This window comes from Variovorax sp. WDL1, from assembly GCF_001541225.1.
GTDB lineage: Bacteria > Pseudomonadota > Gammaproteobacteria > Burkholderiales > Burkholderiaceae_C > Variovorax.
This window is the reverse complement of sequence record NZ_LMTS01000029.1, coordinates 1-24,752: the sequence shown is the minus strand read 5'-3', so window position 1 is coordinate 24,752 and position 24,752 is coordinate 1. Positions and strand designations below refer to the sequence as shown.

Below are 24,752 nucleotides of genomic sequence, written 5' to 3'. Positions count from 1 at the left end.
GCTCGCGAAGCCGCCGCGCTGGGCGAGCAGCTGCGCCGCCACGCCCATCTCTACTACGTGCTCGACGCGCCCGAGCTGCCCGACGCCGAGTACGACCGCATGTTCCAGCGCCTGCAGGCACTGGAGACCGAATACCCGGCGCTGCGCACGCCCGACTCGCCGACGCAGCGCGTGGGGGGCGCCGTGCTGCCAGGCCTCACGCCAGTGCGGCACGCCGTGCCGATGCTGTCCATCCACACCGAAACCGACACCACCGCGGCTGGTGCGCTGGCCTTCGACGCACGCGTGCGTCGCGAGTTGGGCCTGGCGCCGGACGCGCCACCGGTCCAGTACTCGGCCGAGCTCAAGTTCGACGGCCTGGCCATCAACCTGCGCTATGAGCACGGCGTACTGGTGCAGGGCGCCACCCGCGGCGACGGCGAAACCGGCGAAGACGTGACGCAGAACCTTCGCACCATCGGGCAGATCCCGCTGCGCCTTTCGGGCGAGGCGCCGCCGGTGCTGGAAGTGCGCGGCGAGGTCTACATGCGGCGCGACGCCTTCGAGCGGCTGAACGAACGCCAGCGCGAGCGCGGCGACAAGACCTTCATCAACCCGCGCAACACCGCGGCCGGCGCCATTCGCCAGCTCGATCCGGCGCTGGTGGCGCAGCGGCCGTTGAGCTTCTTCGCCTATGGGCTGGGCGAGGTGGTGGGCTGGACACAGATGCCGGCGACGCACGGCGGCATGCTGGAAGCGCTGGACGCCTTCGGATTGCCCGTGGCCAAGGAGCGCGCCGTGGGGCCTGGCGCCGACACGCTGGTGGCCTTCCACGCGCGCATCGCGGCGCAGCGCGACAAGCTGCCCTACGACATCGACGGCGTCGTCTACAAGGTCGACAGCCTGGAGTTGCAGCGCCGGTTGGGCTTCAAGAGCCGCGAGCCGCGATGGGCCATGGCGCACAAGTACCCGGCGCAGGAGCAAACCACCGAGGTGCGAAGCATCGAGGTGCAGGTGGGCCGCACCGGCAAGCTCACGCCGGTGGCAAAGCTGGCGCCCGTTTTCGTGGGCGGCGTCACCGTGACCAACGCCACGCTGCACAACGAGGCCGAGGCCCGGCGCAAGGATGTCCGGGTGGGCGACACCGTGATCGTGCGGCGCGCCGGGGACGTGATCCCCGAGGTGGTGGGCGTGGTGCCCGAGAGCGCCGCACGGCCGCCGGAGCAGCGCGGGCCGATCTTCACCATGCCGAAGAAATGCCCGGTCTGCGGCTCGGACGCGCTGCGCGAGGAGGGCGAGGTCGACCACCGCTGCACCGGAGGCCTGTTCTGCGGCGCACAGCGCAAGGAGGCCATCCTGCATTTCGCGGCGCGGCGCGCCATGGACATCGAAGGCCTGGGCGACAAGCTGGTCGAGCAGCTTGTCGATGGCCAGTTGATCCGCACGCTGCCCGACCTCTACAAGCTGGGCCTCACGACCCTGGCCGGCCTCGACCGCATGGCCGACAAGTCGGCGAAGAACCTGGTCGAAGCGCTGGAGTCCTCGAAGAAGACCACGCTGCCGCGCTTTCTCTTCGGGCTCGGCATCCGGCACATCGGCGAAAGCACCGCCAAGGACCTGGCCAGGCACTTCGGCAAGCTCGACGCGATCATGGCCGCGAGCGAGGAGCAATTGCTGGAGGTCAACGACGTCGGCCCGGTGGTCGCGAAGAGCCTGCGCACCTTCTTCGACCAGGAACACAATCGCGAGGTGGTCGAGCAGCTGCGCGCCTGCGGCGTGACCTGGGAAGAGGGCGAGCCGGCCGCACGCGCGCCCAAGCCGCTTGCGGGCAAGACCTTCGTCATCACCGGCACCCTTCCTACGCTCAGCCGTGACGAAGCGAAGGACAAACTGGAAGCGGCGGGCGCCAAGGTGGCCGGCTCGGTCAGCAAGAAGACCGATTTCGTGGTCGCGGGTGCCGAGGCCGGCAGCAAGCTCGACAAGGCACGCGACCTGGGGGTGGCCGTGATCGACGAGGCGCGGATGCTCGAGATCCTTTCCAGCGGAATTTGATCGCCCAAGCTTTACCGGGCGTTAACCGAGCGTTACGCAGCTTCATTCGACAGAGGTCAACAAGGTCTACAACAGGACGTTGAATACACCAGGTACCGACCAGGAGTCCATCATGATCAAGAATCGCCGTCTATTGGGTGTTTGTGCCGTGCTCGGAGGCGCGGCGCTGCTCGGGGGCTGCGTCGCCTATCCAGCAGGCTCCTACGGGTACTCAGACCCCTACTACGTAGACCCCGGCCCGGTCGTGGTCCAGCCGAACGTGTACATCGACGGCGGCTATGGCGGCTACTACTCCCGTCCGCGTTATCCCTACCGCTACGACCAGGGACGGCCCGGTTACTACCCACGCGGCGGTTATCCGCGCTCCGGCTGGAGCGGGGCCCGCCCCGCCGTTCCCGTGCCGCCGCCGCCGGGCCTCGGCCCGCGGACCGGCGGCGTTGCCGGCACGCAGGTGCCGATTCCCCCGGGGCGCAGCGCGCGCGAGATCAACCGCATGCTGACCTCGCCCGACTCGAACACCCAGACCCCTCCTTGATGGCGGCGCGCCCTGCACGGTCGCGATAATGGCGGCCATGACGGTACGCGAGATCCTCAAGATGGGCGACCCCCGGCTGCTGCGCATCGCGCAGCCGGTCGCCGCCTTCGACACCGATGAGCTTCACCTGCTGGTGCGGGACATGTTCGAGACCATGCATGCGGCGAACGGTGCCGGTCTTGCCGCGCCGCAGATCGGCGTCGACCAGCAGCTCGTGATCTTCGGCACCGACACCGTCAATCCGCGCTATCCGGACGCTCCGGCCGTGCCACGCACGGTGCTGGTCAACCCCGTCATCACGCCGATCGGCGATGAGGAGGAAGAGGGCTGGGAAGGCTGCCTTTCCGTGCCCGGGCTGCGCGGCGTGGTGCCGCGCTTCGCCCACATCCGCTATACCGGCTTCGACCCCTACGGCGATCCCATCGACCGCACCGCCAGCGGCTTCCATGCGCGCGTGGTGCAGCACGAGGTCGATCACCTCCTGGGCAAGCTCTACCCGATGCGGGTGCGCGATTTCTCGCGCTTCGGCTACACCGAGATCCTGTTCCCGGGCCTCGATGCGGCCGAAGACGAGTAGTGACGCTCAGTTGTAGCGGCCGCTGTTGCCGCCGATGCTGAAGCGCCCGGCGCCCAGAAATGCCACGGCCATCGCGCTGAAGAGGAACAGGCCCTGCAGTTCCAGCTCCCAGCCGCCCTGCTTGTTGAGCATGCCGATCTGCTTCATGTGCACCAGCCAGATGGCGACGAGCATGTTGATGACCACGATCCATGCCGCCGGCCGCGTGTAGAGGCCGATGATCAGCAGGACCGGCGCGACGATCTCGCCGACATAGACAAGGTAGGCGAGGACGCCCGGCAGGCCATGCGAAGTCAACATGCTCGCCGCGAAGCCTACGCCGCCCTGGATCTTGGCAATGCCGTGCAGCAGCATCAGGATGCCCAGTGCGAGGCGCAGGATGAGTTTGCCGGTGTCGTCGGAACGGATCATGTTCGAAAGGCCCTTCTGTTGTTGAAAAAACAGGCGCGATTGTGGTCGATTCCGTGCACGTTTTCCTGACCGTCCTCTGAAGGCCTGGGGAGACTCGCCTGCCACTCAGGCGGCCAGCGCCTCGAGCAGCTCGGTCTCGATCGTCGCCTGCGTGCGCTGGCCCTGCAGCTCGGGCCCGCTGATCAGGAAGGTGTCCTCCACCCGCTCGCCCAGCGTCGTGATCTTGGCGAGCTGCAGGTTGAGGTGATGGCGCGCCAGCACGCGTGCCACCGAGTACAGCAGGCCCGCGCGGTCGCTGGCCGAGATGTTGAGCAGCCAGCGCTGTGCCTTCTCGTCGGGCAGCAGGCTGACCCGCGGCTTGATCGGGAAGCTGCGCACCCTGCGCGACACCCTCCCTTTGCTGGGCGAGGGCAGGGGCCCGGCCTCGTCGAGCGTCTTGGCCAGGCCGGTCTCGACCATGCTGATCAGGTCGCGGTAGTGCTCGGGAATGAAGGTGGTGACGACCTGGAAGGTGTCGAGCGCGTAGCCGTTGGTAGCGGTGTGTACCTTGGCGTCGAGGATGCTGAAGGAGGACTGGTCGAAGTAGCCGCAGATGCGCGCGAACAGATCGGGCTGGTCGGGCGTGTAGACCGCCACCTGCAGTCCTTCGCCCACCGGGGAAAGCCGGGCGCGCACGATCGCAGGCGCATGCGGATCCACCGGCACGTTCCTCGGCGGTACGTGCCGCGAGAGCTGCTTGGTGTGCCAGGCGATCTCGGAGGCGTCGTGGCGCATGAAATAGCCCACGTCCAGCGTTTCCCACAACGCCTTGTGCGCCTCGAAGGGCTGCGCATGCAAGGCCAGCTGCACCAGGGCCTCGCGCTTGCGCGCCTCCACCTCGGCTCCCGGGTCGGGCATGCGGCCGCCCAGGGCGCGCAGCGTCGATCGATAGAGGTCCTCGAGCAGCTTGCCCTTCCAGGCGTTCCACACGCGCGGCGAGGTGCCGCGGATGTCGGCGATGGTGAGAAGGTACAGCGCCGTCAGGTAGCGCTCGTTGCCGACGCGCCGGGCGAAGCCGCCGATCACCTCGGGATCGCTCAGGTCCTGCTTCTGCGCGACCTGGCTCATCACCAGGTGCTCGGAAACGAGGAACTCGATCAGCTTGGCGTCCTCGCGGGAAATTTCGTGCTGGCGGCAGAAGCGCCGCACGTCGCGCGCGCCGAGCTCCGAATGGTCGCCGCCGCGGCCCTTGGCGATGTCGTGGAACAGCGCCGCGACGTAGAGGATCCACGGCTTGTCCCAGCCGCCCGCGAGCTGCGAGCAGAAGGGGTACTCGTGCGCGTGCTCGACGATGAAGAAGCGGCGCACGTTGCGCAGCACCATCAGGATGTGCTGGTCGACCGTGTAGACATGGAACAGGTCATGCTGCATCTGCCCCACGATGCTGCGGAACACGCGCAGGTAGCGGCCCAGCACCGAGGTCTGGTTCATCAGCCTGAAGGCATGCGTGATGCCGCGCGGCTCCAGCAGGATGCGCATGAAGGTCGCATGGTTCACGCGGTCGTTGCGGAACTTGCTGTCCATCACGTGGCGGGCGTTGTAGAGCGCGCGCAGCGTGCGCGCCGACAGGCCGTTGACGCCGATGGTCTTCTGGTAGAGCAGGAAGGTCTCGAGGATCGCGTGCGGATCCTTGATGTACAGGTCGTCGCTCGCGACCTCGATCAGCCCGCCCTTCTCGAAGAAGCGGTCGTTGATGCGGGTGGCCTGCTCCTCCTGCGGGTTCAGCCGGTCGGCGATGTTGAGCAGCAGGATCTGGTTGAGCTGCGTCACCGCCTTGGCCGCCCAGTAGTAGCGGCGCATCAGCGCCTCGCTGGACTTGCGCTGCGACTCGCCGACGTAGCCGAAGGTGGCGGCCACTGCGGTCTGCAGGTCGAACACCAGGCGGTCTTCGCGCCGGTTGGCGATCAGGTGCAGGCGCGCGCGGATCAGGCTCAGCAGCGCCTCGTTGCGCTTGATCTGCTGCACCTCGAAAGGGGTGGCCAGGCCGTTCTTCGCCAGGTCGTCCCAGCGCCTGCCGAAACCGGCGGCCTTGGCGACCCAGAGGACGGTCTGCAGGTCGCGCAGCCCGCCCGGCGACTCCTTGCAGTTGGGCTCCAGCGCATAGGGCGTGTTCTCGTACTTCTGGTGCCGGTGCCGCATCTCCTGCGTCTTGGCCGCGAAGAAGGCGTGCGGGTCGATGTCGGCAAGGAAGCTCTTGCGAAAGGCGGCGTAGAGCTTCTTGTCGCCGGCGACGAGACGGGATTCGAGCAGCGAGGTCTGGACCGTGACGTCCTTCGCGGCCTCGGCCAGGCACTCGTCCACCGTGCGCACGCTGGAGCCGATCTCCAGGCCCGCATCCCAGCAATTGCCGATGAAGGCCTCGATGCGCGCCGGTTCGATCTCGGTCGCATGGTCGGCGGGCAGCAGCAGCAGCACATCGACGTCGGAGAAGGGGAACAGTTCGCCGCGCCCGAAGCCGCCCACCGCGACCAGCGCCACGCGGTTGCCGAAGCCCGCGTCCTCCCACAGTGCGTTGAGCGCCTCGTCGGCCAGAGCGGCCAGCTGGCGCAGCACGGTGTGGACGCTGCGCGTCGGCGCGCGCGCGCTGCGTGCCTGGTCGTACAGCGCAAGCTTGTGCGTGCGGTAGGCGTCACGCAGGGAAGCGATGTCCACCATGGCAGCCCGTCGAAGGCTGGACGCCGCCTTCAAGCCGAGGCGCTGACGAAGGCAGGCGGCGGCGGGCTGCCGGGCGAGAGCGTGAGCACCTCATAGCCGGTCTCGGTGACCAGCACCGTGTGCTCCCACTGCGCCGACAGCGAATGGTCTCGGGTGACGATGGTCCAGCCGTCGTAATGGCCGCCGCGGGCGTCTTCCTTGATGTCGCGCTTGCCGGCGTTGATCATCGGCTCGATGGTGAAGGTCATGCCGGGCTTGAGCTCGTCGAGCGTGCCGGGCTTGCCGTAGTGCAGCACCTGCGGCTCCTCGTGGAAACCGCGGCCGATGCCGTGGCCGCAGAACTCGCGCACCACCGAGAAGCCGTTGCTCTCGGCGAAGCGCTGGATGGCGAAGCCGATGTCGCCCAGGTGCACGCCAGGCTTCACCTTGACGATGCCATGCCACATGGCCTCGTAGGTGAAGGCGCACAGGCGCTTTGCAGCGATCGAGGCGTCGCCCACGATGAACATCCGGCTCGTGTCGCCGTGCCACCCATCCTTGATGACCGTGACGTCGATATTGACGATGTCGCCTTTCTTGAGCGGCTTGTCGTTCGGGATGCCGTGGCACACCACGTGGTTGGTCGAGGTGCAGATGGACTTGGGGTAGGGCACGCTCGAAGCGCCCATGTAGTTGAGGGGGGCGGGGATCGCGCCCTGGACCTGCGTGATGAAGTCGTGCGCGAGCTTATCGATCTCGTTGGTGGTCACGCCGGGCTTCACGTGAGGGGTCAGGTAGTCCAGCACTTCGGCTGCGAGGCGGCCCGCCTTGCGCATGCCGGCCACGCCCTCGGGGTCTTTGTAGGTGATGCTCATGGGCCGGAATTATCCCATCCGCCCCCGCTAAAATGCCGGGCTTGGCGCGGATGGCCCCAGTCAGCGGCCGCCGCCTTCCTCTCCTGGTTTCCAATGCGGCCCGACGGCCGATCCGATCGTGACCTTGCCCCTGAATGCGCCCTCCCATCCCGTCGCCCCGGTGGTGACTTTCTTCGAGGGCGGCAGCGCGCTCAGCGAGTTCCGCGCCCGGCAATTGCTGCCGAGGCTGCAGGCGATCGAGCCCCGCATCGCGGGCCTTTCGGCGCGCTTCGTGCACCTGGTTGCGACCGACCATGCGCTCGAAGGCGCCGAACGCGAGCGGTTCGCAGCCCTGCTGGAATACGGCGAGCCCTTCGACGGGCCGGCCAAGGCGGGGCCCGTGCTGGTCGTCACGCCGCGCCTGGGCACCGTCTCGCCCTGGGCCTCGAAGGCCACCGACATCGCCCACAACTGCGGGCTGGCGCTGCGCCGCGTGGAGCGTGTCACGCAGTACCACCTGGCGCTGAAGGCGCCGCTGCTGGGCAAGGCACCGGTGCTCGACGCCGACCACCTGGCCGCGCTGGCCGCGCTGCTGCATGACCGCATGACCGAATCGGTGCTCACCGGGCTCGAACAGTCGGCTGCACTGTTTGCCGAGCTGCCGGGCCAGCCGATGGCGCAGGTGGATGTCCTGGCTGGCGGGCGGGCCGCGCTGGTCGAGGCCAACACGCGCTTCGGCCTGGCGCTGGCGGAGGACGAGATCGACTACCTCGTCGACGCCTTCACCCGGCTGGGGCGCAACCCGAGCGACGTCGAGCTGATGATGTTTGCCCAGGCCAACAGCGAGCACTGCCGCCACAAGATCTTCAATGCCGACTTCGTGATCGACGGCCAGCCGCAGCCGCAGAGCCTGTTTTCGATGATCCGGCACACCGAGCGCCAGAATCCGCAGCACACGGTGGTGGCCTACGCCGACAACGCCTCGATCATGGAGGGCTCGCGGGTCGAGCGCTTCGTCGCCGCCTCGGCCGCCGGCCGCTACGACAGGCAGGACGCGCTGAACCACGTGCTGATGAAGGTCGAGACGCACAACCATCCCACCGCGATCTCGCCTTTCCCGGGCGCCTCTACCGGGGCCGGCGGCGAGATCCGCGACGAGGGCGCCACGGGCCGCGGGTCCAAACCCAAGGCCGGGCTGACCGGCTTCACCGTGTCGAAGCTCTGGCCCGCAGAGGGCAGCTACGGCAAGCCCGAACACATCGCCAGCCCGCTGCAGATCATGACGGACGGCCCGCTGGGCGGGGCCGCCTTCAACAACGAGTTCGGCCGGCCCAACCTGCTGGGCTACTTCCGCGAGTACGAGCAGGCCATTGCCAGCGACCGCGACACGCTGCAGCGCGGCTACCACAAGCCGATCATGATCGCGGGCGGCCTGGGGAGCATCGATGCGGGGCAGACGAAGAAGATCCAGTTCCCCGCGGGCACGTTGCTGATCCAGCTGGGCGGCCCTGGCATGCGCATCGGCATGGGCGGTGGCGCCGCGAGCTCGATGGCCACGGGCGCCAATGCGGCCGAACTGGACTTCGACTCGGTGCAGCGCGGCAATCCCGAGATCGAAAGACGCGCGCAGGAGGTCATCAACCATTGCTGGCAGCAGGGTGCGGCGAATCCCATCCTGGCGATCCACGACGTGGGGGCAGGTGGACTGAGCAATGCCTTCCCCGAGCTCACCAACGATGCAGGGCGCGGCGCGCGCTTCGACCTGCGCGCCGTGCCGCTGGAAGAGTCAGGCCTGGCGCCGAAGGAGATCTGGTGCAACGAGAGCCAGGAGCGCTATGTGCTGGCGGTTGCGCCGGAGTCGCTTGAACAGTTCAGGGCCTTTTGCGAGCGGGAGCGGTGTCCGTTCTCGGTGGTGGGAGTGGCAACGCAGGAGCGGCAGCTGATCGTGGCGGACGAGGGCACTCCGCCCGTCGACATGCCCATGGACGTCCTCCTCGGCAAACCTCCCAAGATGCTGCGCGATGTCCAATCGTTCCAGCGCAAGTTCAAGCCCCTCGACCTCACCGGCGTCGACCTGCAGAAGGCCGCCATCGACGTCCTCTCCCACCCCACCGTCGCGTCCAAGCGCTTCCTCGTCACCATCGGCGACCGTACCGTCGGCGGCCTCAGCCATCGCGACCAGATGGTCGGGCCCTGGCAGGTGCCGGTGGCCGACTGCGCCGTGACCCTGGCGGATTACAAGGGCTTCGCCGGCGAGGCCATGAGCATGGGCGAGCGCACCCCGCTCGCCGCCCTCGACGCCCCGGCCTCGGGCCGGATGGCGGTGGCGGAGGCCATCACCAACCTGCTGGCGGCGCCCATCGAGCTCTCGCGCGTCAAGCTCTCGGCCAACTGGATGGCGGCCTGCGGCGAGCCGGGCGAGGATGCGGCGCTGTACGAGACCGTGAAGGCGGTGGGCCTGGCGCTCTGCCCGGCGCTCGGCATCTCGATTCCGGTGGGCAAGGATTCGCTGTCCATGCGCACCCAGTGGCAGGCGCACGGCGAGCAGAAGAAGGTCAGCTCGCCCGTGAGCCTGATCGTGAGCGCCTTCGCCACACTGGCCGACGTGCGAGGCACGTTGACGCCGCAGCTGGATGCGAGCGAGCCCGACAGCACGCTGGTCCTGATCGACCTGGGCCGCGGCCGGCAGCGCATGGCAGGCAGCATCCTGGCCCAGACCCTGGGGCAGAGCGGCGACGTGGTGCCCGACCTGGACGACCCGCAGGACCTCGTCAAGCTGGTCGCGGCCGTCAACGCGCTGCGTGCCGAGGGCAAGATCCTCGCGATGCACGACCGCAGTGACGGCGGCCTGTTCGCCGCCGCCTGCGAGATGGCCTTTGCCGGCCATGTCGGCGTCGCTCTCAACATCGACCTGCTGGTGACCGAGGGCGACGGCATCAGCGACAGCCGCGCCGAATACGGCGACGCCAAGAACTGGGCCGGCCAGGTCAGCGCCCGGCGCGAAGAGCTCAGCTTGAAGGCGCTCTTCAACGAAGAGCTCGGCATGCTGCTGCAGGTGCGCACCGCCGAGCGCAACGACGTGATGCAGACGCTGCGCGCGCACGGCCTGAGCGCCCACAGCCATTTCATCGGCAAGACCCGGCCCGGCGCCTCGGCCATCGACGCCGGCAAGGGCAAGGTGGAGGTCTGGCGCGATGCCAAGGCCATCTTCAGCGCCAATCTGCACGACCTGCACCAAGTCTGGGATGCGGTGAGCTGGAAGATCTGCCGCGAGCGCGACAACCCCGACTGCGCCGACGCCGAGCACGCCGCCGCCGGCGAGCCGCAGGACCCCGGCTGCCATGTGCACCTGGCGCCGGGCGTGGAGGAGAACGTCGCTGGGCCTTTCCTCAACCTCGCGCGGCCCAAGGTCGCGATCCTGCGCGAGCAGGGCGTCAACTCGCACGTCGAGATGGCCTATGCCTTCCACGAGGCGGGCTTCGAATCCTTCGACATCCACATGACCGACCTGCAGACCGGCCGGGCGGACCTGGCCGACTTCAAGGGCGTGGTGGCCTGCGGCGGCTTCAGCTATGGCGACACCCTGGGTGCCGGGATCGGCTGGGCGCGCAGCATCACCTTCAACCCGAAGCTGGGCGAGCAGTTCAGGGCCTTCTTCGGCCGCGCCGACACCTTCGGCCTGGGCGTGTGCAATGGCTGCCAGATGTTCGCCGAGCTGGCCGACATCATCCCCGGCGCCGAGGCGTGGCCGCGCTTCACCACCAACCAGAGCGAGCGCTTCGAGGCGCGGCTGTCGATGGTCGAGGTCCTCGATTCGCCCAGCCTGTTCTTTGCCGGCATGGCCGGCAGCCGGCTGCCCATCGCGGTCGCGCACGGCGAGGGCTATGCGAACTTCAAGCACCGCGGCGACCCGGCAAAGGCCATCGCGGCCATGCGCTTCGTCGACAACCAGGGCCAGCCGACCGAGCGTTACCCGTTCAACCCCAACGGCAGTGCTGGCGGCCTGACCTCGGTGACCACCGCAGACGGCCGCTTCACGGCGCTGATGCCGCATCCGGAGCGCGTGTTCCGCAACATCCAGATGAGCTGGACATCGGGCGACCGCAGTGCGCTCAGCCCGTGGATGCGGATCTGGCGCAACGCGCGGAAGTGGGTCGGCTGACGAGCTTGATACCCCATGCAAAAAGCGGCCCGCGGGCCGCTTTTTCTTGAGGCGGAAAGCCCCTATTCGACTTTGGCCTTCGCGCGCAGCTCTTCCTGGTACTTCTGCAAGCGCTGCTGCTGCAGCTGCTGCACGATCTGCGGCTTGACCTCTTCCAGCTTGGGCAGCTGGGCCTGGCGAACGTCATCGACACGGATGATGTGGTAGCCGAACTGGGACTTGACCGGCGCTGGGGTCGTCTCGCCCTTCTTGAGCTTGATCATCGCTTCCGAGAACTCGGGCACGAAGCTGGCGGGCGCGGCCCAGTCGAGGTCGCCGCCGTTGGCGCCGGAGCCCGGGTCCTTGCTCTGCTTCTTGGCGAGGTCCTCGAACTTGGCGCCCTTCTTGAGGTCGGCCAGGATCTTCTGGGCCTGGTCTTCCTTCTCGACCAGGATGTGGCGGGCCTTGTATTCCTTGCCGCCGTTGGCCGCGGCGAACTTGTCGTATTCGGCCTGCGCCTCGGCGTCGGACACCGCGTTGGCCTTGCGGTAGTTGTCGAACAACTGGCGGATCAGGATGGCCTGGCGCGCCAGCTCGAGCTGGTTCTTGTAGTCGTCGGTGCCGTCAAGGCCCTGCTTCTGGGCCTCCTGCATGAAGATCTCGCGGGCGACCACTTCTTCGCGCAGCTGGCCCTGCATCTCGGGCGTGACCGGGCGGCCGGCTGCGGCCAGTTGCTGGGCCAGCACGTCCATGCGCGCCTTGGGCACCGGCTTGCCGTTGACGATGGCCGCGTTCTGCGCGAAGGCGGGAAGTGCAGCCAGAAGAGCGGCGGCGGCTGCGGCCTGCAGGAGATGTTTCTTCATAGAGGGGAGGGTACTTTTGCCGCCCGGGAGGGCGGGAAACAAAGCGCTTCAAAGCGTCTCGATGGCGATGGCGTGAAGGCCCTGTGCGATAAAAAGTTGCAGCGCATCATACACAAGCCGATGGCGCGCCACGCGCGGCTTTCCCTCGAAGAGAGGAGAGGCAATCCGCACCCGGAAATGGGTTCCGTAGCCCTCGGCGTTGGCGCCCGCGTGGCCGGCATGCGCGGCGCTTTCGTCGATCACTTCGAGAACGGTCGGCTGCAGCGTGGCCCGAAGGCGCGCTTCCAGGTCGGCGGCAGTGGGGAGGTTCATGCGGCAGGCTTGTCCGATTTCAGGTACGGGGAGATGTACAGCCCCTGCGCCACCAGGAACACGATCGGGAAGACATAGCCCCAGAGCTTGAAGTCGACCCAGGCCTCGGTGCTGAAGTAGGCCGCCACGTAGCCGTTGATCGCGGCCATGAACACGCAGTAGGCGATCCAGGCGACATTGAGGCGGGTCCAGACCGGCACCGGCAGGTCGAGCTGCGCGCCCAGCAGCATCTTGAGGAAGTTCTTCTTGAAGACCCACAGCGCGACGGCCAACGCCACGGCCATGGCACCGTAGAGCACGGTCGGCTTCCACTTGATGAAGCGGTCGTCGTGCAGGAGCAGCGTGAGCGAGCCGAAGAGCAGGATCAGCACCAGCGTGGCCTTCTGGATCGGCGCCAGGCGGCGCTCGTTGAACCAGACGATGCCCATCTGCAGCACGGTGGCGGCCATCAGCACGCCGGTGGCGGTGTAGATGTCGTAGAGCTTGAAGGCGCCGAAGAACAGCAGGATCGGGAAGAAGTCGAGCAGGACCTTCATGTTCAGCGCTTCTGGAAATCGAGCGAGGCGGAGTTCATGCAGTAGCGCAGGCCGGTCTCGGTCGGGCCGTCGGGGAACACATGGCCCAGGTGCGCGCCGCAATTCGCGCAGACGTTCTCGGTGCGCACCATGCCGTGCGACCGGTCGACGACATTCTTGATGGCGCCGGGCACCGCCTCCTGCGAGAAGCTGGGCCAGCCGCAGCCGGCATCGAACTTGGTGGCGGATTCGAACAGCTTGGCGCCGCAGCAGATGCAGTGGTAGGTGCCGTCTTCCCAATGCGCCTCGTACTTGCCGGTAAACGGGCGTTCGGTGGCGGCATGGCGCGTGACCTCGAAAGCGCCACGCTCGGCGCCTTTCTCGGCCAGGAGGGCCTTCCATTCGGCGTCGGTTTTCTGGACGGGTGCAGTCATGATGAGCAGCTGATTTCGATCGTGGAGGCCCAGTCGGGCGGGAAGCCGGCATAGGCCTCGTGGCCGGCGTGGTCTTCAAATGGGGTTTCGAGCAGGTTGAGCAAGGTGGCCACGCCCGAGAAGTCCTTGCGCTGCGCCGATTCGATGGCCTGCTGGCCCAGATGGTTCCGGAGCACGAATTTCGGATTGGCGCCGCGCATCGATTGTGCCGCCTGGGAGGCCGGTACCTGCGCGTGGCGCTGGACGAAGGACTGCAGCCAGCCGTCGATCCCGGCCCGGTCGAGGAACAGGTCGCGCACGGCGGCGACGTCGCCGCCGGCCTTGTGGTCGGCGAGGCGGCGCCAAAAGATGGTGTAGTCCACCTTCTCCTGCGCCAGCAGCTTGAGCACGCCTTCGATGAGCGCGCGGTCGTCCGCCGCGGCCTCTTGCAGGCCCAGCTTGGAGCGCATCCGCGCCTCGTAGGCTTGCGGGAACACCGTCTTGTACGACTCCAGCGCGGACACCGCGACTTCCTGGTCGCCGATCAGCGGCAGCAGTGCCTGGGCCAGGCAGAACAGGTTCCAGTAGGCGACGTTGGGCTGCTGGTTGTAGGCGTAGCGCCCGCCCGTGTCGCTGTGGTTGCAGATGTGGCGCGGGTCGAAGCCGTCGAGGAACTGGAAGGGACCGTAGTCGATGGTGAGCCCGAGGATGCTCATGTTGTCGGTGTTCATCACGCCGTGGCAGAAGCCGACGGCCTGCCACTGCGCGAGCAGCGCCGCGGTGCGCTCGCTCACCGCCTCGAGGAAGGCCGCGTAGGCATTGCCGCCGAATCGCTCGAATCGCGCGTCATGGCGGCAGGCCGGGTAGAAGCGGTCGATCACGAAGTCGGCCAGCGCGCGCAGCTCGTCGACGCGGTTGGCGGCGGCGAAATGCTCGAAGTGGCCGAAGCGGATGAAGCTGGGCGCGGCGCGTGTCACCACTGCGGCGGTCTCGATTTCCTCGCGCACCACCGGCGCGTCGGAGCCCGTCACGCACAGCGCGCGCGTCGTGGGGATGCCGAGGGCCTGCATCGCCTCGCTGCAAAGGAACTCGCGGATGCTGGAGCGCAGCACCGCGCGCCCGTCACCCATGCGCGAGTAGGGCGTGCGGCCCGCGCCCTTGAGTTGCAGCTCCCAGCCACTGGCGGTCTCGCCCAGCAGGATGGCGCGGCCGTCGCCCAGTTGGCCGGCCCAGACCCCGAACTGATGGCCGCTGTAGACGCTGGCCAGCGGTCGGGTGCCGGCGACCGGCACATTGCCGGTGAAGGCGGCCGCGCCGTCCTCCGAACGCAGGCAGGCCTCCTCCAGCCCGATCTCGCGCGCCAACGCATGGCTGCGGCCGACCCAATAGGGCTCGGGCAGCGGGGTGGGGCGCAGCTCGGTGAAAAAGGCAGGGCCGAGGGCTGAGAAGCCGGCGGTCCAGTCCAGTCCGAGGTCGACCGCTTCCGCTTCGTCTGCAAGGATGCTCATGGCGGGATTGTCCCGTACCGCCCTAAACCCCGGGCCGAGCGGGCCATCGGAGCTCCGCCGCCGTTCTGTTTCCATTTGTTCAAGCAAGGCGCTACGAGGCCACGCAGCGGCCCGCTGAAGGTGCGGGCCCTGTTCAGGGCCGTGCTCTGCGGGTTTCTGTCATTGTCGGATCGCCCGAAGATTGCGTGAATCGCAGGAGCCGAAGGGTCCGCTGCCGCGGCCCGCGGATCTTTACGTTTTGTTGTTTCAAGGAGCCTTCCGATGCTGGGTTTGATGCAGGACCAACCATTGCTGATCTCGTCGCTGATCGAGTTCGCCGAACGCCACAACGGCGACGGGGAAATCGTCTCGCGGCGGGTCGAAGGCGACATCCACCGCAGCACTTGGCGCCAGATCGCTTCGCGCGCGCGCCAGGTCGCCAACGCGCTGGACCAGGAACAGCTGCTCTTCAGCGACCGGGTTGCGACCCTGGCCTGGAACGGCTACCGCCACCTGGAGCTGTACTACGGCGTCAGCGGCAGCGGCCGGGTGCTGCATACCGTCAATCCGCGGCTGCATCCCGACCAGATCGCCTGGATCGCCAACCATGCCGAAGACCAGATCCTGTGCTTCGACCTCACTTTCCTGCCGCTGGTGCAGGCGGTCCACCCCAAGTGCACCACCGTGCGCAAGTGGATCGCGCTGTGCGATGCCGACAAGCTCCCGGCCGACACCGGCATCCCCAACCTGGTGAGCTACGAGGCCTGGATGGGCCCCCTGTCCGACCAGTACGACTGGCCGAGCTTCGACGAGAACTCGGCTTCGAGCATGTGCTACACGAGCGGCACCACCGGCAACCCCAAGGCCGCGCTCTACAGCCACCGCTCGACCCTGCTGCATGCCTACGCCGCGGCGCTGCCCGACGTGATGAACGTATCGGCGCGCGACTCCGTGCTGCCGGTGGTGCCGATGTTCCACGTCAACGCCTGGGGCATCCCGTACTCGGCCGCGCTGACGGGCGCCAAGCTGGTGTTCCCCGGCCCGGCGCTGGACGGCAAGTCGGTCTACGAGCTCATCGAGAGCGAGCAGGTCAGCTTTGCGGCCGGCGTCCCCACCGTCTGGCAGATGCTGCTGGGCCACATGCAGGCGCAGGACCTGAAGTTCTCCACCCTCAAGCGCACCGTGATCGGCGGCTCGGCCTGCCCGCCGGCCATGATCAACGCCTTCCAGCAGCAGTACGGCGTGGAAGTGCTGCACGCCTGGGGAATGACCGAGATGTCGCCGCTCGGCACGCTGTGCACGCTGAAGAACAAGCATCTGTCGCAGTCGCAGGAGCAGCAGACGGCGATCCGCATGAAGCAGGGCCGGGCCATCTTCGGCGTCGACATGAAGATCGTCGACGCAGCCGGTAAGGAGCTGCCGTGGGATGGCAAGGCCTCCGGCGACCTGCTGGTCAAGGGCCCCTGGGTGGTCAAGGAATACTTCAAGGGCGAGGGCGGCGACCCGCTGGTGCCGGACGCGCGGGGCCGTGGCTGGTTCCCCACCGGGGACGTCGCCACCATCGATGCCGACGGCTTCCTCCAGATCACCGACCGCAGCAAGGACGTGATCAAGTCCGGCGGCGAATGGATCAGCTCCATCGAGATCGAGAACATCGCGGTGGCCCACCCGGCGGTCGCCATGGCGGCCTGCATCGGCGTGCCCCATCCCAAGTGGGACGAGCGGCCGATCGTGGTGGTGGTGAAGAAGCCCGGCGCCGAGCTCACCCGCGAGGAACTGCTGGCCTTCTACGGCGGCAAGACGGTGGCCAAGTGGCAGGTGCCCGACGACGTGGTCTTCGTCGAGGCGATCCCGCTGGGCGCCACCGGCAAGATCCTCAAGACAAGGCTGCGCGAGTTGTTGCGCGACTACAAGCTGCCGGAGTGCTGACGCGCCGCGATCCTACCGACCGGTAGCACCAGCGCGGTGCGACCTGTCGCATGGGTGATAAAAAGCGCCCCCGAAGGCGGGCGCTTACGGGCATTCCCTGACGGGCAGGGGTGCAAAGACCAGTAACCTCATCTCGCATTGCAGCATGAACAGGAGACAGGAATGAAATTCGCACCAAGCCCACTGAGCGTACTGAGAATCGCGACTGCGGCCGTCCTCGCGGCCACCGCCACCGGCGCCCTGGCCCAGAAGGGCGAGACCGTGAAGATCGCCTGGCTCGATCCGCTGTCCGGCCTGATGGCCGCGGTGGGTACGAACCAGCTCAAGACGTACCAGTTCCTGGCCGAGGAGTTCAACAAGAAGAACGTGGCCGGCGTCAAGTTCGAGATCATCGGCATCGACAACAAGCTCAGCCCGCAGGAGACCACCAACGCCCTGCGGTCGGCCCAGGACCAGGGTGCGCGGTACGTGTTCCAGGGCAATGGCTCCGGCGCCGCGCTGGCCATCATCGATGCGCTCGAGAAGAACAACGCGCGCAATCCCGGCAAGGAGGTGCTGTACATCAACTACGCCGCCGTCGACCCGGACCTCACCAACAGCAAGTGCAGCTACTGGCATTTCCGCCTCGACGCCGACACCTCCATGAAGATGGAGGCGCTGACCACCTTCATGAAGGACCAGCCCGACGTGAAGAAGGTCTACCTGCTCAACCAGAACTACTCGCACGGCCAGCAGGTCGCCAAGTTCGCCAAGGAGAACCTCAAGACCAAGCGGCCGGACGTGCAGATCGTCGGCGAGGACCTGCACCCGCTGGCCCAGGTGCGCGACTTCGCGCCCTACATCGCCAAGATCAAGGCCTCGGGCGCCGACACCGTGATTACCGGCAACTGGGGTTCCGACCTGGCGCTGCTCATCAAGGCGGCCAACGATTCCGGTCTCAGCAACGTCAAGTTCTACACCTACTACGGTACTGTCAGCGGCACGCCCACGGCCATGGGCGCGGCATCGGCCGGCAAGGTGTACCAGGTCGGCTACGGCCACTACAACATGGGCGGCGACATCCAGCGCCTGGCCGAGGAGTTCAACAAGAAGTTCAACGAGGACCTCTACACCTCGTCGGCCTACACCGCCTTCGTCATGTTGAGCGAAGCCTTCGCCAGGGCCAAGTCCACCGACCCGATGAAGGTCGCCGCGGTGCTGGAGGGCATGAAGTTCAAGAGCTTCAACGGCGAGGTCGAGATGCGCAAGGCCGACCACCAGCTCCAGCAGGGCCTGTACATCGCCAAGTGGGAGAAGGCGGAGGGCAAGTACAAGGTAGACGCCGAGAAGACCGGCTACACCTTCGTCCCGGTCAAGTACTACGAGCCCTACGTGGCCAGCACGCCGACCTCCTGCCAGATGAAGCGACCCAGCCCCTGATGGTGTAAGACCGCGCCAGCAACACCGGTCGAGGCCCGACTTCAACACTCGGGCCTTTTTCTTGTCTCCTTCCCTCTGAGGAACGATGAACCTCGAATTCTTCGTCATCTCGCTGCTCAACGGCGTCAGCTACGGGCTGCTGCTGTTCATGCTGAGCTCCGGCCTGACGCTGATCTTCAGCATGATGGGCGTGCTCAACTTCGCCCACACCAGCTTCTACATGCTCGGGGCCTACGTGGCCTACACGCTGTCCGGGATCATCGGCTTCTGGCCGGCCCTGTTCATCGCGCCGCTGCTGATCGGCGCGCTCGGCGCCGGCTTCGAGCGCTACAGCCTGCGGCGTGTGCACAAGTACGGCCATGTTCCGGAGCTGCTCGTGACCTTCGGGCTGTCCTACCTGATCCTCGAACTGGTGCAGCTGGTCTGGGGCCGTTCGACCGTGCCCTATGGCCTGCCTGCGCAGCTGCAGGGGCCGCTCTTCACGCTCTACGGCACCCAGTTCCCCAAGTCGCGCTCCTTCATCATGCTGGTGGCGCTGTTGATGCTGCTGTCGGTGTGGCTGCTGCTGACGCGCACCCGCATCGGCCTGGTCATCCAGGCTGCGCTCAAGCACCCCGAGATGGTCGAGGCCCTGGGCCACAACGTGCCGCGCGTGTTCATGCTGGTGTTCGGCGGCGGCGCGGCGCTGGCGGGCCTGGCCGGCGTGGTGGGCGGCAACACCTACGTCACGGAGCCTGCGATGGCGGCCTCGGTCGGCTCGATCATCTTCGTGGTCGTGGTGGTCGGCGGCATGGGCTCGCTGGCTGGCGCCTTCCTGGCCTCGCTGCTGATCGGGATCATCCAGACCTTCGCGGTGGCGATGGACCATTCGCTGGCCACCGGCCTGCAGGCGATCGGCGTGGCAGTGAGCGAGCAGACCTTCGGCTATGAACTGCTCAAGCTCACGATCTCGCAGGTGGCGCCGATCCTGCCTTATCTGTTCCTGGTCCTGATCCTGATCTTCAGGCCCAAGGGCCTGCTCGGCACGCGGGAAGATTGACGATGAGCACAACGCACAACAGCCTCGAGCAGGCGCAGCCGGCTCCGGTCGGCGCATCCGGCGCGCCGAAAAAGGCCACGCCGTACTACCGCTTCAAGCCCTGGAACATCGGGCGCTACCTGATCTGGACCTTGTTCGCGCTCGCGCTCATCGCCGCGCCGCACGTGTTCCGCAGCAGCCTGGCGCTCACCATGCTCTCGCAGATGGGCTATCTCATCATCATCTGCCTGAGCTACAACATCCTGCTCGGCCAGGGCGGCATGCTGAGCTTCGGCCACGCGGTGTACACCGGGCTCGGCTCCTTCATCGCCATCCACGCGATGAACCTCGCGAGCAAGGACGGCTGGCCCATCCCGCTGGTGCTGATCCCGGTTGTCGGCGGGCTGGCGGGCATGTTCTTCGCGGTCCTCTTCGGCTTCGTCACGACCAAGAAGTCGGGCACCACCTTCGCGATGATCACGCTGGGCATCGGCGAGCTGGTGGCCGCGATGTCGCTGATGTTCCCGACCTTCTTCGGCGGGGAGGGCGGCGTCACCACCGACCGGGTCTACGGCACGCCTTTCCTGGGCCTCAACTTCGGTCCGCAGATCCAGGTCTACTACCTGATCGCCGTCTACTGCTTCGTCTGCACGGCGCTGATGTACGCCTTCACCGGCACGCCGCTGGGCCGCATCCTGAATGCCGTGCGCGACAACCCGGAGCGGGTGGAGTTCATCGGCTACAACACGCAGCGGGTGCGCTACTTCGCCTTCATCATCGCCGGCTTCTTCGCGGGGGTGGGCGGCGGGCTGGCCGCGATCAACTTCGAGATCGTCAACGCGGCCGACAGCCTGAACGCGATCCGTTCGGGCGGCTACCTGCTGTTCACCTTCCTCGGCGGCGCCACCTTCTTCTTCGGGCCGATCATCGGCGCGGTGCTGCTGGTCTTCGCGTCGGTGCTGCTGTCGGAGCTTTCCAAGGCCTGGCAGCTCTACTTCGGCCTGGTGTTCGTCTTCATGGTGATGTTCGCGCCGGGCGGCATCGCGAGCCTCGTCATGATGAACCTGCGGGTGGCGAAGTTCGGCAAGTTCAACCGCCTGTGGGGCCTCTACGGCGCGTTCGCGCTGGCAGCCATTCCTCTGGTGGCAGGCGCCGCCGCGGTGATCGAGATGATCTATCACATCCAGCTCAACTCGGCCCTCGGGCCCACGCTCAACTTCTTCGGCGTGACGCTCGACACCTCCGGCGTTGCCAGCTGGGCCGTCTCGGTGGCGCTGCTGGTGGTGGGCGTGGTGCTGATCGAGGTGGTGCGGCGCCGCTTCGTGCAGGTCTGGGGCAAGGCCCAGGAAGAAATCGAGGCCGAGATCAAGCGGGGGGAAACGGCATGACCCACGCATTGGAACTCAAGGCACTGCGCAAGAATTTCGGCAAGACCGAGATCATCCGCGGCGTCGACCTTGCTGTGGAGGCCGGCGACCGCATTGCCATCATCGGCCCCAACGGTGCCGGCAAGTCCACGCTGTTCAACCTGATCAGCGGGCGGCTGGCGCCCACCAGCGGGGAGGTGCTGCTCAACGGCCATCGCATCGACGGCAAGAAGCCCTTCGAGATCAACCGGCTCGGCCTCTCGCGCAGCTTCCAGATCACCAACATCTTCCCCAAGCTCAGCGTGTTCGAGAACCTGCGCTGCGGCGTGCTGTGGAGCCTTGGCTACCGCTACACCTTCCTGCGCTTCCTCTCGAACCTGGACGACGCCAATGAGCGGGCAGAGGAGCTTCTGCGCCAGGTCCACCTCGAAAAGAAGCGCGACGTGCTCGCGGTCAACCTCACCTACGCCGAGCAGCGGGCGCTCGAAATCGGCGTCACCATCGCCGGCGGCGCCGGCGTGATCCTGCTGGACGAACCCACCGCCGGCATGAGCAAGACCGAGACCGCGCACTTCATCGCGCTCATCAAGCAGGTCACGGTGGGCAAGACCCTGCTGACGGTGGAGCACGACATGGGCGTGGTCTTCGGCCTGGCCGACAAGATCGCCGTGGTGGTCTACGGCGAGGTGATCGCCTTCGACACGCCCGCCGCGGTGCGTGCCAATCCGCGCGTGCAGGAGGCCTACCTGGGCTCGACCGTCGCGGATGCACAGAGCGGAGGACACTGATGCTGAAGCTCGAAGACATCCACGCCTACTACGGCAAGAGCCATGTGCTGCATGGCGTTTCCTTCGGCGTCAATCCGGGCGAGATCGTGGCGCTGCTCGGCCGCAACGGCTCGGGACGCTCGACCACCGCCAAGGCCATCATGGGCCTCGTGCATGCCGAGGGCGGCCTGCACTGGAAGGGGCAGGACATCCTGCGCCGCAAGGCCTACGAGATCGCGCACATGGGCATCGGCTACGTGCCCGAGAACCGCGACATCTTCCCCAAGCTGACCGTGCACCAGAACCTGATGCTCGGGCAGAAGGGCAAGGGCAAGGACAGTCGCTGGTCCTTCGACGACATGTACGGCATGTTCCCGCGCCTGAAGGAACGCCAGCACACCGAGGCCGGCGTGCTCTCGGGCGGCGAGCAGCAGATGCTGACGCTGTGCCGCACGCTGATGGGCGACCCCGACCTGATCATCATCGACGAACCCACCGAGGGCCTGGCGCCCAAGATCGTGGAGCTGGTGGGGCAGTACCTGCGCACGCTCAAGGACAAGGGCATCTCGGTGCTGCTGATCGAGCAGAAGCTCACCATCGCGATGGAGATCTCGGACCGCGCCCTCGTCATGGGCCATGGCAGCATCGTGTTCGACGGCACGCCGGGCAGCCTGCGGGCCGACGCGGCGACGCGCAAGGAGTGGCTGGAGGTATGAAGAGGGCGGTTCAGAGCGGAGAATAAAGCACGCGCCGCCCCCGTGGTCGTGCAGGCGTGCGCTGACGCAGGAACCTGACCGGCGGTCTGGATACAGATCGTCATATGCGCTGCAGCTCTACACCTTCCTTCGTCGCGCAAACTGCGCAATCCCGGAACCCTGGCGAGGAGCAGCGTTCGGCTTCGCACTGCAGCCCCGCAGACCTCCTTGTTGCGTGGGGGCGCGCGCACGCCGGGGTGGATGCAGACGCCCACACAGTGGAATTGCTTGCCCGATTGGCCGAACACGTTCCGGCCAGGCAGGCAGACTTCATTTCGGGCATTTTCGATTCGCTCGCACCGGCCGGGCTTCTCGACACGCAGAACCTCGCGCAGCTGACCGAAGTCCTCCGCGCGGACCCAGGGAGGCTCGAATCCCTCTACCGTGAGCTCGCGGAACTCGCGATTCCGCATCAGATCGGCTGTCCGGACGGGCGGGTCTTCGAACTCCCCTTGCTCACGCAACGCAGCTTCGAAGACAGGCTGCACGGCGGGAGCGACCCATCCTATACATGCCAGGCGCGAGTCCACGGATCAGGCGTGGAAGACGGCAAGGTGGCGGTCAAGCAGCAACGCTGGGCGACCTGGTGCCGCGCCGCGGAAGCTCGGGTGGAACAGCAGTGGCGGGCGGGCGTCCCTCTGACCGAGATCATCGGGGAGGTCGCGGCAATCCGCCGTCACATCGCGCACGCCATCAACGAAACCACGAACGCCGATCAGTTCGGGAAATTCAAGACCTCCGCGGACCGGCACAACGCAACGGACCTCTACAGCAGTGATTCGATGACGATCGTCGACAGGAAGCTATGGCCTGCATTGAAGATGCTCGCCGAGGAGTGCAGGAGGCAATTCGCATTCGAGCGCGGTGATGAACTCCAGACGCACCATGAGCAATTGAAGGGCTACATCAGCGGGTTCGAGGAGCATCACTCGAGAAGCTTCGAGACGAAGTACGGCGGCTTCGTGGCGCGGCACACGTTCCATATGTTTCGCGAACTCGAAGACTTCGGGGAGGTTGCGGTGCACGAGTTCCCAGGCCTTCGGGACCAGAAGGAGGAGCAGGCATTCCACGAAGGCTTCGCTCGAGCCGTCGGCAGCACGGAGGAGCGCCTCAGGAAGCTCGAACCCGGAGACCACGGCCTGGACAGGGAGGCGATCCAGCTCCTGGGCGGCTTCGCGTACGACATGACCGCCCTGTATCCCTTCCGGCGAGGGGGTGGCGCCATCATGCAGATCTGCATCCGAGGCGTTTTGCGGGCCTGTGGCTTGCCCTGCCCGACGCAGCTGAATGACATGCGCCTCTCGGTGTGGGGGCAAAGCGGGGAGTACCACGTTCCCCTGGACGTCGCAGCCCAGTTCATGCCGGCGAGCCGTGACAAGTACGTCGAACTCTTCACGGGATCGGTCCTGCGAGCGATTCGTGCCCACTCAGCCGTCGCGCTGCCGGCAAGGAACCCCCGTACCGGGGGCGATTCGAACGTGACCACGTTGACGCTGAACATCGACCTCGTCTGAGCAGCGCGCCGCCATTTCGATAACGGCGTCCTGCCGATCCAGCAGGCTCGCTCGAGCCTCGGCTCCCTGGCTTGTCTCGCCAGCGACTGGGCATCGTTGCCCGCTCTTGCCAAACCCCTAGAATTCGCAAGAAATAGAACGTCCGTGCTTTTCAGATGCGCTGCAACCAGGCAAGGTGCATGCTGCATCCCCCAACCCGTTTTTCGATCCTCCTCCCATCCCAAAGGAATGCAGCATGACGGCTGAATACAAAGTGCTTGGCGATGTCGCCGTGATCACCCTGGCCAACCCCCCGGTCAATGGACTCGGGCACGCGACGCGCATCGGCATCACCGACGGCCTCTCGAAGGCCCTGGACGACGCGGCCGTCAAGGCAATCGTGATCACCGGCGCCGGCAAGGCATTCTCGGGCGGCGCCGACATCAAGGAGTTCGGCACACCCAAGGCGTTGCAGGAACCGAACCTGCTGAGCGTGATCCTCGCGCTCGAGGCGTCGACCAAGCCCATCGTCGCGGCCATCCACTCGGTCTGCATGGGCGGCGGCCTCGAGCTTGCCATGGGCTGCCACTACCGCGTCGCCGCGCCCGGCACCAGCGTCGCGCTGCCCGAAGTCAAGCTGGGCCTCCTGCCCGGCGCCGGCGGCACACAGCGCCTGCCGCGCGTGCTGGGCGTGGAGACCGCGCTCAACATGATCGTGAGCGGCGAGGCCGTGAAAAGCGAGATGCTCGCTTCGCTGCCGGGCCAGAAGCTGTTCGACAAGCTGGCTGCCTCGCCCGAGTCGCTGTTCGAGGAGGCGATCGAGTTCGCCAAGGCGATGGCCGCCAAGGGCGGCGATCTGCCGCTGGTGCGCAACCTGCCGTGCAAGCATCCCCAGGGCGACGCGTACTTCCAGTTCGCGCGCAACACCGTCGGCGCGATGTCCAGGAACTATCCGGCGCCGCTCAAGTGCGTGGACGCAGTCGAGGCTGCCACCAAGCTGAAGTTCGACGAGGGCATGGCCGAGGAGCGCCGCTCCTTCATTGCGCTGATGTTCACGCCCGAGTCGGCGGCGCTGCGCCACCTGTTCATGGCCGAGCGCGCGGCCTCGCGCATTCCCGACGTGCCCGAAGACACCCCCCAGCGCCCCATCCGGTCGGTCGGCGTGATCGGTGCCGGCACCATGGGCGGCGGC

20 protein-coding genes are annotated in these 24,752 nt (G+C 66.8%); 12 read left to right on the top strand and 8 right to left on the bottom strand.

What is annotated here, in order from left to right; translation table 11 throughout:
- The 3 genes from ligA to def all read left to right on the top strand — a co-directional run.
- Positions 1 to 2,031: NAD-dependent DNA ligase LigA (ligA, locus tag APY03_RS06160; protein WP_232324170.1), on the top strand; the 2,031-nt coding region annotated here is incomplete at its 5' end.
- Between the two features lie 79 nt (positions 2,032 to 2,110).
- Complete coding sequence (locus APY03_RS06155; protein ID WP_232081312.1) at positions 2,111 to 2,566, top strand: hypothetical protein; 456 nt, start codon at positions 2,111 to 2,113, stop codon at positions 2,564 to 2,566.
- Between the two features lie 37 nt (positions 2,567 to 2,603).
- Entirely contained in the window at positions 2,604 to 3,143 is a 540-nt protein-coding gene (gene def, locus APY03_RS06150) for a peptide deformylase (RefSeq protein WP_068675048.1), read from the top strand.
- Between the two features lie 6 nt (positions 3,144 to 3,149).
- Here the strand turns inward: def and APY03_RS06145 are convergent, their stop codons facing one another.
- The 3 genes from APY03_RS06145 to map all read right to left on the bottom strand — a co-directional run bounded on the left by APY03_RS06145 (position 3,150) and on the right by map (position 7,102).
- Complete coding sequence (locus APY03_RS06145; RefSeq protein ID WP_068674966.1) at positions 3,150 to 3,554, bottom strand: DoxX family protein; 405 nt, start codon at positions 3,552 to 3,554, stop codon at positions 3,150 to 3,152.
- Positions 3,555 to 3,659: 105 nt separating this feature from the next.
- Positions 3,660 to 6,248, bottom strand: a complete 2,589-nt coding sequence (locus APY03_RS06140) for a [protein-PII] uridylyltransferase (RefSeq protein WP_068674964.1) — start codon at positions 6,246 to 6,248, stop codon at positions 3,660 to 3,662.
- Positions 6,249 to 6,277: 29 nt separating this feature from the next.
- Positions 6,278 to 7,102 (bottom strand): type I methionyl aminopeptidase, encoded by an 825-nt coding sequence (gene map / locus APY03_RS06135; RefSeq protein WP_068674962.1) that lies wholly within the window; start codon positions 7,100 to 7,102, stop codon positions 6,278 to 6,280.
- Positions 7,103 to 7,220: 118 nt separating this feature from the next.
- On the opposite strand from map, the gene purL reads away from it, so the two are divergent.
- Positions 7,221 to 11,243, top strand: coding sequence for a phosphoribosylformylglycinamidine synthase (gene purL / locus APY03_RS06130; RefSeq protein WP_232081311.1), 4,023 nt, complete (start codon positions 7,221 to 7,223; stop codon positions 11,241 to 11,243).
- A gap of 62 nt (positions 11,244 to 11,305) precedes the next feature.
- On the opposite strand, the gene APY03_RS06125 is transcribed toward purL, so the two are convergent.
- The 5 genes from APY03_RS06125 to APY03_RS06105 are packed head-to-tail and all read right to left on the bottom strand — an operon-like array spanning position 11,306 to position 14,833.
- Positions 11,306 to 12,085, bottom strand: coding sequence for a peptidylprolyl isomerase (locus APY03_RS06125; RefSeq protein WP_068674960.1), 780 nt, complete (start codon positions 12,083 to 12,085; stop codon positions 11,306 to 11,308).
- Positions 12,086 to 12,133: 48 nt separating this feature from the next.
- Positions 12,134 to 12,397, bottom strand: coding sequence for a BolA family protein (locus APY03_RS06120; protein WP_068674958.1), 264 nt, complete (start codon positions 12,395 to 12,397; stop codon positions 12,134 to 12,136).
- On the bottom strand, positions 12,394 to 12,933 hold the full coding sequence (locus APY03_RS06115) for a septation protein A (protein ID WP_068674956.1): 540 nt from the start codon (positions 12,931 to 12,933) through the stop codon (positions 12,394 to 12,396). The genes APY03_RS06120 and APY03_RS06115 overlap by 4 nt, the downstream gene beginning before the upstream one ends.
- 2 nt (positions 12,934 to 12,935) lie before the next feature.
- Positions 12,936 to 13,346, bottom strand: coding sequence for a peptide-methionine (R)-S-oxide reductase MsrB (msrB, locus tag APY03_RS06110; protein ID WP_068674954.1), 411 nt, complete (start codon positions 13,344 to 13,346; stop codon positions 12,936 to 12,938).
- Positions 13,343 to 14,833: a protein adenylyltransferase SelO gene (locus APY03_RS06105; RefSeq protein WP_068674952.1), complete on the bottom strand. Its 1,491-nt coding sequence runs from the start codon at positions 14,831 to 14,833 to the stop codon at positions 13,343 to 13,345. The genes msrB and APY03_RS06105 overlap by 4 nt, the downstream gene beginning before the upstream one ends.
- Before the next feature lie 261 nt (positions 14,834 to 15,094).
- Between APY03_RS06105 and APY03_RS06100 the strand changes: the two genes are divergently transcribed.
- From APY03_RS06100 to APY03_RS06065, 8 genes are all read left to right on the top strand, one after another.
- A complete protein-coding gene (locus tag APY03_RS06100) occupies positions 15,095 to 16,741 on the top strand; it encodes a 3-(methylthio)propionyl-CoA ligase (protein WP_068674950.1) in 1,647 nt (548 codons plus the stop codon).
- Between the two features lie 162 nt (positions 16,742 to 16,903).
- Positions 16,904 to 18,160 carry a branched-chain amino acid ABC transporter substrate-binding protein gene (locus tag APY03_RS06095; protein WP_068674948.1) on the top strand — a complete coding sequence of 419 codons (1,257 nt, stop codon included), beginning with the start codon at positions 16,904 to 16,906 and terminating at the stop codon, positions 18,158 to 18,160.
- An 85-nt stretch (positions 18,161 to 18,245) separates the two neighbouring features.
- Positions 18,246 to 19,199 (top strand): branched-chain amino acid ABC transporter permease, encoded by a 954-nt coding sequence (locus APY03_RS06090; RefSeq protein WP_068674946.1) that lies wholly within the window; start codon positions 18,246 to 18,248, stop codon positions 19,197 to 19,199.
- 2 nt (positions 19,200 to 19,201) lie between these two features.
- Entirely contained in the window at positions 19,202 to 20,566 is a 1,365-nt protein-coding gene (locus APY03_RS06085; protein ID WP_068674944.1) for a branched-chain amino acid ABC transporter permease, read from the top strand.
- The gene (locus APY03_RS06080) at positions 20,563 to 21,333 is read left to right on the top strand and encodes an ABC transporter ATP-binding protein (RefSeq protein WP_068674941.1); all 771 of its coding nucleotides are present in this window, start codon (positions 20,563 to 20,565) and stop codon (positions 21,331 to 21,333) included. The genes APY03_RS06085 and APY03_RS06080 overlap by 4 nt, the downstream gene beginning before the upstream one ends.
- Positions 21,333 to 22,028 (top strand): ABC transporter ATP-binding protein, encoded by a 696-nt coding sequence (locus tag APY03_RS06075; RefSeq protein ID WP_068674939.1) that lies wholly within the window; start codon positions 21,333 to 21,335, stop codon positions 22,026 to 22,028. The genes APY03_RS06080 and APY03_RS06075 overlap by 1 nt, the downstream gene beginning before the upstream one ends.
- A 257-nt stretch (positions 22,029 to 22,285) precedes the next feature.
- A complete protein-coding gene (locus tag APY03_RS06070) occupies positions 22,286 to 23,581 on the top strand; it encodes a hypothetical protein (RefSeq protein ID WP_232324169.1) in 1,296 nt (431 codons plus the stop codon).
- A gap of 235 nt (positions 23,582 to 23,816) precedes the next feature.
- A partial coding sequence (locus tag APY03_RS06065; RefSeq protein WP_198161217.1) for an enoyl-CoA hydratase-related protein occupies positions 23,817 to 24,752 on the top strand: 936 nt, incomplete at its 3' end.

Excerpts from the sequence above, each read along its gene's own strand:
- def (WP_068675048.1), top strand. The coding sequence starts at position 2,604 with ATGACGGTACGCGAGATCCTCAAGATGGGCGACCCCCGGCTGCTGCGC.
- APY03_RS06095 (WP_068674948.1), top strand. The coding sequence starts at position 16,904 with ATGAAATTCGCACCAAGCCCACTGAGCGTACTGAGAATCGCGACTGCG.
- APY03_RS06115 (WP_068674956.1), bottom strand. The coding sequence starts at position 12,933 with ATGAAGGTCCTGCTCGACTTCTTCCCGATCCTGCTGTTCTTCGGCGCC.
- APY03_RS06075 (WP_068674939.1), top strand. The coding sequence starts at position 21,333 with ATGCTGAAGCTCGAAGACATCCACGCCTACTACGGCAAGAGCCATGTG.
- map (WP_068674962.1), bottom strand. The coding sequence starts at position 7,102 with ATGAGCATCACCTACAAAGACCCCGAGGGCGTGGCCGGCATGCGCAAG.
- APY03_RS06080 (WP_068674941.1), top strand. The coding sequence starts at position 20,563 with ATGACCCACGCATTGGAACTCAAGGCACTGCGCAAGAATTTCGGCAAG.
- APY03_RS06090 (WP_068674946.1), top strand. The coding sequence starts at position 18,246 with ATGAACCTCGAATTCTTCGTCATCTCGCTGCTCAACGGCGTCAGCTAC.
- APY03_RS06085 (WP_068674944.1), top strand. The coding sequence starts at position 19,202 with ATGAGCACAACGCACAACAGCCTCGAGCAGGCGCAGCCGGCTCCGGTC.
- APY03_RS06140 (WP_068674964.1), bottom strand. The coding sequence starts at position 6,248 with ATGGTGGACATCGCTTCCCTGCGTGACGCCTACCGCACGCACAAGCTT.
- APY03_RS06105 (WP_068674952.1), bottom strand. The coding sequence starts at position 14,833 with ATGAGCATCCTTGCAGACGAAGCGGAAGCGGTCGACCTCGGACTGGAC.
- APY03_RS06120 (WP_068674958.1), bottom strand. The coding sequence starts at position 12,397 with ATGAACCTCCCCACTGCCGCCGACCTGGAAGCGCGCCTTCGGGCCACG.
- APY03_RS06125 (WP_068674960.1), bottom strand. The coding sequence starts at position 12,085 with ATGAAGAAACATCTCCTGCAGGCCGCAGCCGCCGCCGCTCTTCTGGCT.
- APY03_RS06100 (WP_068674950.1), top strand. The coding sequence starts at position 15,095 with ATGCTGGGTTTGATGCAGGACCAACCATTGCTGATCTCGTCGCTGATC.
- APY03_RS06145 (WP_068674966.1), bottom strand. The coding sequence starts at position 3,554 with ATGATCCGTTCCGACGACACCGGCAAACTCATCCTGCGCCTCGCACTG.
- msrB (WP_068674954.1), bottom strand. The coding sequence starts at position 13,346 with ATGACTGCACCCGTCCAGAAAACCGACGCCGAATGGAAGGCCCTCCTG.